Source organism: Pseudomonas gingeri, from assembly GCF_013385635.1.
Lineage (GTDB): Bacteria > Pseudomonadota > Gammaproteobacteria > Pseudomonadales > Pseudomonadaceae > Aquipseudomonas > Aquipseudomonas gingeri_A.
In genome coordinates this window covers 41,887-54,570 of record NZ_JACAPR010000019.1, presented here as the reverse complement: position 1 = coordinate 54,570, position 12,684 = coordinate 41,887, and the positions used below count along the sequence as shown (strand labels likewise).

The window sequence follows — 12,684 nt, the reverse complement described above, 5'->3', positions numbered from 1 at the left end:
ATGAACCTGCCCTGCCCGATCCGCGTCGCCCTGGTCGACGATCACTCACTGGTGCGCGATGGCATCAAGGCACTGCTGTCGGTCATGGAGCCCCTGGAAGTGGTGGGCGAAGCCGAGAATGGCGCCGACGCCATCGAGATGGTCGGACGCTGCCAGCCGGACCTGTTGCTGCTCGACATCGGCCTGAGGGACATGAACGGGCTTGAACTGACGCGGATCCTGCGCAGCCGCTACCCCCTGCTCAAGGTGCTGATACTGAGCATGTACGACAATTACGAGTACGTCAGCGAGTCGGTTCGCGCGGGCGCCAGTGGCTATGTACTGAAGAATTCGCCGTCGCGGGAAATCATTGCCGCCATCGAGGCGATCACCAGTGGCGGGACCTTCTACAGCGCGCAAATCGCCCAGCGGCTGATTGCCGACAAAGGCACGGACAACGAACTGACGCCACGGGAAAGCCAGGTCCTGCAGAAAATGGCCCAGGGCCTGAATAACAAGGAAATGGCCCGGCAGCTGGATATCAGCGTGCGGACGGTGGAGACCCACCGCCTGAGCATCCGCCGCAAACTCAACATCGACAAGCCCGCGGCACTGGTCAAGTACGCCATCGATCACGGGATCATCTGATGTCCCGTCATGAGGTCCTCGCCGTTACAGGCAATCCTGTGCGGCGCGTTCGAACTTCGAAGGCTCGAAGGTCGATGCCAGCAGTTGGCGTTCGTAGATAAACACTTTGCCGCCACTCGGGGCCTTGTAGGCCTCAAGCACGTTGTCGGCCGCGAACTTGCTGACGACGACGATCTTGTAGTGCCGCTGGGTCTGCGACACCGTCGTATTGAAGGCGTTTTTCTGCAGCTTCGGCACGACACACTCCGTGTACTGCTCCGGCGTCTTGCTGGTCTGCAGGGTCAGGGTCGGATCGTTGGGCGCCGAGGCGCATGCCGAGAGCAGCAACGAGGCCAGGGCCAGGACAGGAAGAAGTAGAAAGCGCATGGGCGGATCCTGAAAAAAAGACAATATTTCGTTTCGATGACGGCGATTGTCCGGATTTCCGGGGAAAACAGAACTTGCGATGCTCAATGGTGACTATCACTGGAACCGATAGTGCCGACGCCCTTTCTCCAACAACCTGTGCGTAGCGTGCGGTCGGCGGATTTTTCATGGTGTTCAGCAAGTTGAACAAATGATCAGTGCTGACTACACTCGGAGGCTTGCCTGGAGATTCTATATGTCCGAACTGCCCACATCCGAGCTGCGCCCCCACTATTCGAGCCCCGATGCCCGCGATCTGATCCTTGACGCGGCCCTGAAGATTTTTTCGGTCTCAGGCTTCGAAGGTGCATCGATTCGCCAGGTGGCCCTGGCTGCGAAGGTTTCCCCGCCGCTGATCCATCATCACTTCAAGGACAAGGAAACCCTCTGGGAACAGGTTGGCGAGCGCGTCACCGCGGACTTCCAGGTCTGGTTCAAGGACCTGTCGCTGACAGATTGCGTGGTCGATGAGCAGACCATCCCGACGCTGGTAGGCGCCTACATGGCCTATTGGAAATCCCATCCCAGCGCCCTGCGCTTCCAGCTTTGGCGGGTAATGGGCACCCAGGACCAGGAACGCAAGAGGCGCTCCGAACAACTCAACAGCCTGTTCGTGCCTATTTTCGCCAAGGCCCGCGAGGCCGGCCATATCCGCGGCGACATCCCGCCCGGCCAGGCGATGATCACCGTCGGCGGGCTGATCCAGTACTGGCTGCACAGCCAGATCGAAGCCCAGGACGCCATTGCCGTGGGCGGCCACAGCGTACCGGATGACCAGACCTTCCTGACCTATGTCCTGAGCCTGATCATCCGTCCCGCCTGAACAGCTTCAGCCCGTCAGGTACTGTTCACGCAGGCGTTCCCTGAGTCCGCGCTTGCTGATCTTGCCCACCGCGGTGGCCGGAAACACGTCGATAAAGCAGTACTGGTCCGGCCACTTGAAACTCGCCAACCCCTGCTGGCGCAGGAAGTCGCTGATGCCCCGGGGTTCCAGCGGCTGGCGCAGGATGACGAACGCACAGCTCTTTTCCCCGAGGAACTCGTCCGGCAGGCCCACCACCGCCGCGTCATAGATCATCGGGTGGCTGAGCAGCAGTCCTTCGACCTCGTCCACCGCGATCTTCTCCCCGCCGCGGTTGATCTGCTCCTTTTCCCGTCCGCACAAGGTCAGGTATCCCTCGGTGTCATAACGGGCCAGATCGCCGGTGCGATAGAAACCGTCAGCCCGAAACGCGTGGCGGTTATGCTCGGGTGCACCGTAGTAACCTCGCAACGTATAGGGCCCGCGCACCAGTAGATGGCCCTTCTCACCGGCGGGCAGCGATCGATCCTCGGCGTCGACGATCAGCACTTCGTCAGCCGGCGACAACGGTCGCCCCTGGGTGGTACAGATCCGGTGCGGGGTGTCATCGAGACCGGTAAAGCTCAGCAGCCCCTCGGCCATGCCGAAGACCTGCTGCAGGCGACAACCGAAAGTCGGCTCGACACGCCGCGCAACGTCCTCGGCAAAGGACGCCCCGCCGACTTGCAGCACCCGCAGGGAGTCGAGTGCCGGGTCCAGTGCCTGGGCCGCTTCGAGCCACAGCAGCACCAGAGTCGGAACCAGGGAGACATGGGTCACGGCGTGCTCTTCAATCAGGTCGAAACAGTCGAGCGGACTCGGATCCCGGGCAATGACCACGCAGCCGCCGACACTCAGGGTGCCGATAAACCCCGGGGAAGCCATGGGGAAGTTGTGGGCCATGGGCAATACCGCGAGATGGCGCGAATCAACATCCAGGCCGCTGACCTGGGCACTGGCCCGGGCGTTGTACAGGTAGTCGTTGTGCCGCCGTGGAATCAGCTTGGGAATACCGGTGGTGCCGCCGGACAACTGGAAGCAGGCGATATCATCCGGGCTCGGCTGGGGAATGCTCGCAGCGCCCTGCCCGGCCTGGATATCGTGCCAGGACTCCTCCGGCGCCACCGCCATCACCAGCCGCAGGGACGGCGAGCCGATCCGGATGCGTTCGACGACCGCCAGGTTGTCGCTGTCGAGGGCATACTGCGGATGAAACCAGGCCACCGCGTCGGTCAGGCCGACGAACTGGCCGATTTCCCGCTCGCCGTGGGCCGGCAGGGCCATCACCGGGACCACGCCCAAGCGGAACAGGGCAAATACCAGCTCGACAAAGGCCGCCTGGTTGTTCAGCTGGACAATCGCCACCTGCCCCGGCCGCAATCCCCGCCCCCAGAGCGCCGTCGCCAGACGCTCGACACCTTCGTACAGTCGCCGGTAGCTCAGGCGTCGTTCGCCATCGATAAGAGCCAGGCGCGAACCGTGGCGTTCGGCCTGGATCTGCAGCATCTGGCCCAGGCTCAGTTCCTGCCAGTGCGGCAGGCGGCGGTATTCACTGGCCAGGCCAGCGGGAGGCGCAACGCATTGCGCGCTCAGGTCGTTCAAATTGTGGTGCATGCTAGAAATCCCTTTCATTGGATTAACGTCCTGTCAGGCTTGCAGCAGCGATGCCTCGATCAGATTCTCGCTCAGGCCCGGCGCCAGGGCGTCGAGCATGGTTTTCAGTTTGACGCAGGTTTCGCGGTACTCCAGCTCGGGTTCGGAACCGGCCACCAGGCCACAGCCGGCAAAGGCCCAGGCTTGTTCACCACAGACCAGCGCCGAACGCAGGGCCACGGCAAACTCGCCATCGCCCTCACTGTCGAGCCAGCCCACCGGTGCGGCGTACCAGCCACGATGCAGACTTTCGTGCCGGCGTATCCAGCGGATCGCCGCCTGGCGGTCCAGCCCGCCTACCGCCGGCGTCGGGTGCAGGGCCTCGACCACCGCCAGCAGCGGCACGCCGGGCAGAAGGCGACCGCGGATAGGTGTCATCAGGTGCTGGATATGCGCCAACCGGTGCACCGCCGGCACGGCGGGTACCTCCAGGCTGGCGGTGAACCGGCCCAGGTCGCTGCGCAGGGTTTCCACCACCAGGGCATGTTCATGGCGATCCTTGGCACTGGCCAGCAGGCGATCGTGGTTGGCCCGGTCGCTTTGTGCGCAGACGCCTCGGGGAATGCTTCCCGCCAGGGCCGTGGTGCGCAACTGTCCATCCTGCTGGAGAACCAGGCGCTCCGGCGTGGCGCCGAGGAAGCAACTGCCACCCCGGCGCAACGCAAACAGATAGGCGGTTGGATTGCCCTGGGCCAGAGCCTGCAATATCGCCGGCAAGCTGAACGGTGTATCGACCTCTACGCTCACCTCACGCGCCAGTACCACCTTGCGCAGCTCACCGGCCTCGATGGCCGCCACCGCCTCGGCGACGCGGGTTTTCCAGTGTTCGGCGGGCAGGCTTTCAGCGATGCGCGGGCGACGTCCCGGCTGCAACGGCGTCACCGTGCCGCCCTCCTCGGATTCACGCCAGTGGCCGAGGTCTTCCAGCAGTTGCTGGCACAGCGCCGGGCAATCGGTCTGCGCAGTGACCTGGCTGCAGAGCATCAGGTGCTCACCCTGGCGACTCAGGCGCGGCAAGACAAAGGCCCCTTCGGCAAAGGCCCGCCATTGTCGGGAACAAGGGTTTTCCCGGTCGAAGGTCCGCCCGCCGAACAGCCGTGGCCGTTGTGGTCCGACTATCACCGCCGTGGCGATCCAGCGTTGCCAGGTCTCTTGCAGCTCGACCAGGGACTGGCCCGATTGCAGTTTCAGTTCCAGGGCGCAACCAACACCGACTGTCGCCGGACCCGACTCGGCAAACTGCCACAACACCGCCTGATCGAAGCCCTGGGCCGCGGCGAACGCGAGCAAACCATCACACACCGGCCACGGGCAACTGAAGCAGGCCAGCACTGGCTGCTCGCCATGAATCGCGCGTTGCCGAGCCTGTTCCAGGCAAGCGAGCAACGCGTCACGCTCGACGAGCGGGCTCATGCTTGCACCCGTTCAGGGTAAGTGACGCGCCAATGCTGGATCTGTTGCTGGATATTCCAGTGAATCACCTGCTCGTAGAGTTTTTCGATAAAGGCCACTTCCATGCCCGCCTCCATCGCCCATTCGCGGCGCTCGGCAAGCATCGTCGCCACCCGCTCAGGGGCCGGGATACTCTGTTCATCCGGCTTGAAACGCGCCGCCGCCTTCACGTAGAGCAGTCGTTGCTGGAGGATCTCCAGGAGCTGGCGGTCGAGCGAGTCGATACCGCCGCGGATGTCATTCAGGTTCTGGCAGGCTTCAGGTGCTTTAACAGTCGGCATGATGTTGATCTCTGTTGAAGATGAACGTTGCATGAAGTGGGGTTCAGGCGCTGAGCGGGCGGGCCAGTCCGGGCAAAAACGACGCCAGGCTGGCGGCAAACGCGCCAGGCTGCTGCAGCAGGTGAAAGTGCCCGCCGGGCTGTTGTCGAAGTTCGTCGATGGCCGTCCAGTCGCGCCACCGCTGCAGGTCGGCCAGCGGCACATGCTCGTCGTCCTGCCCGTGGAACAGGCTGACGGCGCACGTCAGCGGCTTGGCCGGACGGGCGTGGTAGGTTTCGGCCAGGGCGAAGTCGGCGCGCAGGATCGGCAGGAACAGCTCCCGTGCCTCGGCATCACGCAGCAACTGCGGGGCAATCCCGCCCAGCTCCAGGAGTGCCGAGACGAAGTCCTCGTCCGAACAACCGGCCAGGGGCCGATGGGCGACCTGATGCGGAGCGCGCACCGACGACAGCAGCAGGCGCACCGGCGGGCGGCCCTGCTCACAGAGCAACCTGGCCAGCGCATGGGCGACAAAGCCGCCCATGCTGTGCCCCAGCAGTACCAGCGACTGGTCGCGGGGCACGGCCATCAACGCCTCTTCCGCCAGGTCGGCAATCGCCGTCGGCAGTGGCTCGAACATCCGCCGGCCACGGCCGGGATAGAGCATCGCGCAGACCTGCAGACATTGCCCCAACTGCTCGGCCAACGGCCGGTAGGCCACCGGCTGCCCGCCGGCGTGGGGAAAAATCAACAGATGCACGGGGCTGAGCGACTGGCCGCCCAGCGCTTCGAATATCAGACTCATGAGATTTCTCCGGATCAGTCGCGTGACAGTGCGAGCAACGCTTCACCGATGACGGCGAGTGACTCCGGGTCGCTCAACAACTCCCAGTGCAACGTCCACAGCACCTGTGGTCGCGGCGCCTGGTCAAGCAGCACCTGCCAGTCCCGCAACGGCTCCGACCAGCATTGCGGACTGGCCGCGCTTTGCAGGATATGCACCGGTGCCGCCAGGCGCGGAGCCTGGTAACCGCCCACGCCGGCGTGCAACGTGCGACAGCGCTGTACCAGGCTGTCGAATGCCTGCGGCTCGAGGCTCGCGGGAATCCGTCCGGCCTGGCGGGCCTGTTGGTACAACGCCTGATCGGGCATCGGTGCCAGGCCGAAGAAGCGCGCCGGTTGTACCTCGCCGTCTTCCTCGAAACAGCTTCCGGACAGCGGGTCCAGGAGTATCAGCCCGGCCACAGGTTGACCGCCGCGTTCCATCTCGGCGGCCAGGGCCGTGGCCAGCTTCGCCGCCACCGACCAACCCAGCAGCAGGAACGGTCCGGGCAACGCCTTGAGTGTCTGGATAAAACCGTACAGCGCCGTGGCCAAGTCGCTGCCACAACGGCCCTCGGGGTCCCGCAGGCCAACCAGGGTCAGTTGCCCGTCCAGGCGCCCGGCCAATTGGCGATAAGCCTCGCATTCGCCATCGGCGCTGGGCAGGCAGACCACATTGACGCCACCCACCGGGCGGTTGAGCATCACCAGCGGTTGCTCACCCCGGGATTGTCCCAGTACGGCAACAAAGTCCTGCAATTGCGGATGCTGGAACAGATCCCGCAGATGAACCGCGCAACCCACTTGCTGACGCAAGGAAGCCATCAGGCGCGTGGCCAGCAGACTGTCGCCGCCCAGGGCAAAGAAATCGCAGCGACGACCGACCCGTTCGCGCTTGAGCAACTGCGCCCACAATTCGGCCACCTGGGTTTCCAGTCCGGGCCGCGGCGGCTCATAGTCGCGGACCTCGTTCTTGTCATCGAGCATCAGGCCGGGCAAACGTCCACGGTCGACCTTGCCGTTGCCACTCAACGGCAAGCGCTGCAGGGTGACCCAGTGGGCGGGCAGCATATAGTCCGGCAAATGCTGCGCCAGTTGTCGACGCAGCCGCTCGGCATCGAGCTGACCGCTTGGTTCGAGGTTCTGCGCCAGCAGCACATGCTGGGCGATCACCGCCGCCGCGCTGCCGGCGTCGGGGAGTATCTGCTGGCGGGCGAACCCGCTGCCCTGCAACTCGGCTTCCCATTGCGGCAACGAAAGGAACGGCAGGTTGTTCTCGACGCGCCAGTCGTCGTAGTCGCTCATGCCTTCGATAAAACCGATGCTGACCATCTGCAGGCGGCAGTTGCGCGTCGCTTCGATCACCAGCAACTGGCCGCCGGGACGCAGAATCCGGCGTAACGACGCCAGAGTATTGGCCAGGTTGCGCGCATCGTGCAAGACGTTGACCGCGACAATCAGGTCCTGAGAGCCGAGGCGCACACCCTGGGGTTCGGGCTCGTCGTTGATATTGAAGTGGGAGTAGTCGATGAAATCCCACTGGGCGAACCGCTGCCGGGCGCGTTCAAGGAAGAAGTCCGACAGGTCGGTAAAGCGATAACGTACGTCGTGGCCGGCCAAGGCCGCGAACAGCGATTCGCTGGTGCCGCCAGTGCCGGCACCGACTTCGAGGACGTTCAGGGTCGAAGTGCTGTTGGCCGCCAGGTGCGCCACCAGTTGCGCGGCAATCCGGTTGAGGAAGGCGTTGACCGGGTTGAACCGGTAGATACCTTCGGCGACTTGGGTGGAACCGTCGGGGAAGTAGATTTCCAGCGGATCGAGGGTGCCGCGGAAGAGTGCCAGGTGGCCGTCGATGCTGCGGCGGATATAGGCCAGCACCTGCTCCGAGTGGTCGCCGAGCATGGCGATATCGACAAGATTGTCCCAGGCCGACTCGAACGCCTGCGCCCCCAGTGCCCGGCGAGCGGTATAGGCGCCCTCTCCGGCCGGCTGCAGAAAACCGTCGGCGGCCAGGGTTTCCAGCCATTGTCCCAGCAGCTTGGTATAACGCGGTAAAACCTGCAGGCGCTCCTGAATGACCGCGCGACTGTGGGTCATGCCCTCTTCAGTGAACAGCCCGGCTTCGGCCAGGGTCTTGGCCATGCCGAGCGCGGCCAGTTGTTCGATGTCGTGCCAGAAGGCATTGAAACGTTGCAGGTCAAGCTCGGCCAACGCCTCGGCGACTTCGCCCCGGCCGGCCTCGACGGTGGCCTGCCAGCGAGTATCGATATCCGCGGGCGGCTCCTGCAGACAGCCGACCGAACCCTGGCCATTGCGCAGCAGCTCCTGGTCCAGGGTCACATAAGCCACCAGTTGGCGACTGCCGGCACTGTCTTCCTGGACATCCACCGCGGTGCCACGGATACCGGGCTGGCGGGCGAGTACCGATTCGATTTCGCCCAGCTCGATACGGTGCCCCTTGATCTTGACCTGGAAATCCTTGCGCCCGAGAAACTCCAGGCGTGCACCCGCCGTGTAGCGCGCCAGGTCACCGGTGCGATAGAAACGTGCACCGCCCTGCGGGTCTCGACTGAATTGCCCCGCCGTACGCTCGGGGTTGTTCCAATAACCCTGGGCCACGCCGACACCGCCGATATACAGGTCGCCCTTGACACCTTCCGGACAGTCCCGGCCCTGGCTGTCGAGCACCCGGTAATACTGGTTGGTCAGCGGATAACCATAGGGGATCGAGGCCCAGCACGGATCCACCTGCCCGACTTCGAACCAGTTGGACCAGATCGACGCCTCGGTAGCACCACCCAGCGCCACCAGGGTCAGTTGCGGACCGCAGGCACTGGCCCGCGCCGGCAGATCCAGGGGCACCCAGTCGCCGGACAGCAATGCCAGGCGCAAGGCGGCGGGCAGGCGCACGCCCTGCCCTTGCAATTCGGTCAGCAACATGTCGAACAATGCCGGTACCGAATTCCACAGGGTCGCTCCATGACGTTGCAGGCTGGCGATCCAGTGCCGCGGTTCGCGCAGGCTGTCGGCTGCTGGCAGTATCAGGGCCGCGCCTGCTGCCAGGGCGCCGAAGATATCGTAGACCGACAGGTCGAAGCTCAGGGCGGACAGGCAGAAAATCCGGTCACGGGACTCGACCTGCCAGCGGCGGTTGATGTCCAGCACGGTGTTCAAGGCTCCGCGGTGGTCGATCATCACGCCCTTGGGCTGACCGGTGGAACCCGAGGTATAGATGATGTAGGCCAGCTCTTCGTCGCGGCCCAGGCCCACCTCGGGCGACAACCCGGCGACTGCGCGGGTCGACAGGTCCACCGCGAGGATCGGGAATGGCCAGTCGCGAGCAGGACCGTCGCGTTCGATCAGGACCGCGCGGGCGGCACAGTCCTGGTGAATCAGGCGCAGCCGCTCCAGCGGACCATCCGCCGGCACCGGTACATATACCCCGCCTGCCAGCAACACCCCCAGGGTCGCGGCAATCTGCGCCGGCCCCTTGTCCAGGCAGACCATGACCCGATCCCCGGCGACCACGCCGACCGCCGCCAGATGGCTGGCGATGTGCGAGGCGACCTCGAACAGTTCGCCATGGCTCAGGCACAGCGAATCGCTGAGTAGCGCCGGCGCTTGCGGCGTCTCGCTGACCCAGCGCAGCCAGGGCTGGTACAGCACACCTTGTGGCACTTCAGCGGTGGTGGCGTTGACCTGTCCGCGTTCCAGCAACTGGCGTGGCGGCAACGGCAAGGGCAACGCTTGCTCCCAGTCCTGGGTGCACAGCCATTCGATGGCCTGGCGATAACAGGCGAACATCTCGTCCAGCAATCCTTCGGGAAACAGCTCATCGACCGCGTCCCAGTTCAGCATCAGGCCATCCGCCAGCGGGTAGGTCTGGTGATCGAGCCATACTTGCGGTGTCTGCGAGACCGACCAACCGAGGTCGCCAAGTTCCTCGCGAAACAACGGCGCCGGCATTGGCTTGTCGAGGTTGCAGGCGAAGACCACGGGCGCACTGCGCCGGGTTTCGTGGGCCATTTCCCGCAGAACTTCCAGGCCGGACCAGGCGTTGTGCTGCAAGTCGCTGTGCAGTTGCCGTTGCAGGCGGCGGGCCTGTTCGACAAAGCCCAGGGGCTGGCTGACGTCCACTTCCAGCAGGGTCAGGTTGGTGAAGTCGGCGATCATGTGCGCCACATCCGGCGCCTGTTCCTGGCGGTCGAACAGCGGCAGGTTCAAGACAAAGTGGCCGTCGCTGCTCCAGCGTCCCAGGACCTGGGTAAAAGCGCTGGCCAGGACACTGGCGACCGTGAGGCCGGCCTCGCGGCTTTGCTGCTGCAAGGCGGCCAGAGAGGCGCTATCCAGAGTGAAGGCACGACGTACGAAGCGCGTGCGCGTCAATTGTTCCGGCTGCCGGGCCAGGGGCAGCGCAGGACCGCCCGGCAGGTCGGCGATGCGCTGGCGCCAGTAATCCCGTGACGACTCCAGGGTCGCGGTACGCTGTTGCTCATCGACCTTCAGGTAATCGGCAAAGCCGGTATGCAGCGTCGGCAGTGCCTCGCCGCGACCGACGTAGAACATCGCCAGGTCGTGGAGGAAAATCTCGAAACTGAGGACATCGGCGACCAGCAGGTCGAGGTTCAGGTGAATACGACTGCACCCTTCGCCCCACAGGCTCAGTTGCAGGTCACAGACCTCGCCCTCCTCGACTCGCAACCGACGGTGCGACAGGCGCTCACGCAGGGCGTGCAGGCCTTGCGCGGTGGTTGCCTGATCAGCGTCACGCCAATCATGCCGGACCAATCCGGTCCAGGGACTGCGAGGCAGGACCTGCTGTTCGCCGCTGGCCAGGAAGCGGGCCCGCAGCATCGGGTGGCGCTGCAACAGCTGGAACATCGCTTGTTCCAGGCGCTGGGCATCGACTCCGCAACCATCGAACTCCGCATACAGGTGGCAACCCACGCCGCCGAGGCTCTGGTCATCCTGGCGACCGATCCAGTACGCCTGTTGCACCGGCGTCAGGCCAAAGGGCGCGCCCGGCTCCGCCTTTGCCACCGATGCCAGCGCTGCGCGTGGCTTGGCTGGCCGGGCTTGCGCGGCCCAGGCTTCGAGGGTCGGTTGTTCGAGCAGGCGGCCCAGTCCTGGCAACTTGATGCCCCTGGCGGCCATCCGGGTCTGCAGGCGCATCAGTTTGATCGACTCGAGGCCGTATTCGATCAGCGAGCGGTGCGGGTCCAGGTCCTCGACACCGAGGTCGAGCAGGTCGGCCACTTCCAGGCTCAGTTGATCGAGCAATGATGTCGCGCCATCGGTATCGACGGAAGGGAATTCTCGCTTGGCATATGTCACTTTGAAACCTCCTGTTATCAAGTCAGTCAAGTGCCGTTGAATAGCGTTCAGCTACCGTCGGGGGGTTCCCGCAAGGTGCGACCCAGCACGATCACGGCCAGCGGCAATGCCAGCAGGCCGAGGCCATAGAACACCGGCCAACCCAGGCGGGTCAGCCCTTGCATCAATGTCATCAGGACGATCAGCGCGATCAGGCGGCTGATGCCGTAGAGCGCGGCATAGTCGGTGGCGGCCTGGCGGCTGTTGGCCCAACCGAGAATCACCGCGCAAATCACTACATAGAGGCCGCTGACCCCAAGGTTGATGCTGATGGCACCGAGCAAGGCGACTTCATGTCGGCCTTGCCAGGACCCCAGCAACAGCAGGAACACGGCCAGCATGCCGAGGACGCAGAACGTCGCGAGGCTGGTACGGGCACCCAATTGCCGCAGCATCCATGGCGCCAGCACGGCGGCGAGCAAGCCGCACAGCGGCGCCAGCAGGCCGACCACTGAACCGACGGTTTCCAGCGGCACGCCGAGGTCGATCAGCATCACGCGGTTGAGGCTGAACAGGCTGATCAATACGCTCGATATCAACGACAGCAACAGCAGGCGCCGGCGCATCATCGGCTGTGCAAGGGCGTGCAGCAGGCTGGCGGACGGTTCGGATTGGTGGCCCTGGCTGGCAGTGGGACACCAGCGCAGGATCGGCAAGGTGGTCAGCACCAGCAACCCGGCCACGGCGAGGAAAATGGTCTGCCAGCCCAGGCGCTCAAAGAGCATCACGAACAACCCGCCACCGGTCATGGCACCGATGCTCAACGCACCGACTTTCATCGCCCCGGCCAGGGCCCGGCTATGTGACGGTGTGGTTTCGGTCACCAGCGCATCGAGCGCCAGGTCCATGGTCGCGGCGGCAAAGGCCACCACCAGGCCCACGGCGAGCAACGCGAGCGGCGGCAATTGCTCGCCGATACCGATGACCACCACCGCGATGATCGCCAGCCCCTGCATGGTCAGGATCCAGCCGGTACGGTGCTCATGCCAGGGCCAGCGCCAGCGATCCACCCAGGGCGCCCAGAGAAAGGTCATGCCAAAGGGCAACAGCAGCAGGAACAGCCAGCCCATCCGTCCCAGGTCCAGCCCCTGGGCCCGCAGCAAGGGTGGCAGGCCGCCCTGGACCAGGCCGAAGAGAATGCCGAAGGCCAGGTATAAGAGACCGATTCTCGGCAGCAGACGCCAGTATTCACGATGACCGGTCAACTTGCCGACCACCATCGGGGAGCGCTCTTCAGACATCGTCATTGCC

The 12,684-nt window shown here is 64.5% G+C and carries 9 protein-coding genes; 2 read left to right on the top strand and 7 right to left on the bottom strand.

The window, feature by feature from the left end; genetic code table 11:
- Positions 1-627, top strand: a complete 627-nt coding sequence (locus HX851_RS23990; protein ID WP_177066053.1) for a response regulator — start codon at positions 1-3, stop codon at positions 625-627.
- A gap of 24 nt (positions 628-651) precedes the next feature.
- On the opposite strand, the gene HX851_RS23985 is transcribed toward HX851_RS23990, so the two are convergent.
- Positions 652-993 (bottom strand): hypothetical protein, encoded by a 342-nt coding sequence (locus HX851_RS23985; protein WP_177066052.1) that lies wholly within the window; start codon positions 991-993, stop codon positions 652-654.
- A 235-nt stretch (positions 994-1,228) separates the two neighbouring features.
- Here HX851_RS23985 and HX851_RS23980 point away from each other — a divergent pair, with 235 nt between their 5' ends.
- Positions 1,229-1,855: a TetR/AcrR family transcriptional regulator gene (locus HX851_RS23980; RefSeq protein ID WP_177066051.1), complete on the top strand. Its 627-nt coding sequence runs from the start codon at positions 1,229-1,231 to the stop codon at positions 1,853-1,855.
- Positions 1,856-1,861: 6 nt separating this feature from the next.
- On the opposite strand, the gene HX851_RS23975 is transcribed toward HX851_RS23980, so the two are convergent.
- From HX851_RS23975 to HX851_RS23950, 6 genes are read right to left on the bottom strand one after another with little or no spacing between them, the layout of a single operon-like run.
- Positions 1,862-3,487: a (2,3-dihydroxybenzoyl)adenylate synthase gene (locus HX851_RS23975; RefSeq protein ID WP_177066050.1), complete on the bottom strand. Its 1,626-nt coding sequence runs from the start codon at positions 3,485-3,487 to the stop codon at positions 1,862-1,864.
- Positions 3,488-3,520: 33 nt separating this feature from the next.
- Positions 3,521-4,939 (bottom strand): isochorismate synthase, encoded by a 1,419-nt coding sequence (locus HX851_RS23970; protein WP_177056931.1) that lies wholly within the window; start codon positions 4,937-4,939, stop codon positions 3,521-3,523.
- Positions 4,936-5,259, bottom strand: coding sequence for an isochorismate lyase (locus HX851_RS23965; protein WP_177056932.1), 324 nt, complete (start codon positions 5,257-5,259; stop codon positions 4,936-4,938). The genes HX851_RS23970 and HX851_RS23965 overlap by 4 nt, the downstream gene beginning before the upstream one ends.
- Positions 5,260-5,302: 43 nt before the next feature.
- Positions 5,303-6,043, bottom strand: a complete 741-nt coding sequence (locus tag HX851_RS23960; protein ID WP_177066049.1) for a thioesterase II family protein — start codon at positions 6,041-6,043, stop codon at positions 5,303-5,305.
- A gap of 14 nt (positions 6,044-6,057) precedes the next feature.
- Positions 6,058-11,394 carry a non-ribosomal peptide synthetase gene (locus tag HX851_RS23955; RefSeq protein WP_177066048.1) on the bottom strand — a complete coding sequence of 1,779 codons (5,337 nt, stop codon included), beginning with the start codon at positions 11,392-11,394 and terminating at the stop codon, positions 6,058-6,060.
- A gap of 47 nt (positions 11,395-11,441) precedes the next feature.
- Positions 11,442-12,674 carry an MFS transporter gene (locus tag HX851_RS23950; protein WP_177066047.1) on the bottom strand — a complete coding sequence of 411 codons (1,233 nt, stop codon included), beginning with the start codon at positions 12,672-12,674 and terminating at the stop codon, positions 11,442-11,444.
- Positions 12,675-12,684 lie beyond the last annotated feature (10 nt).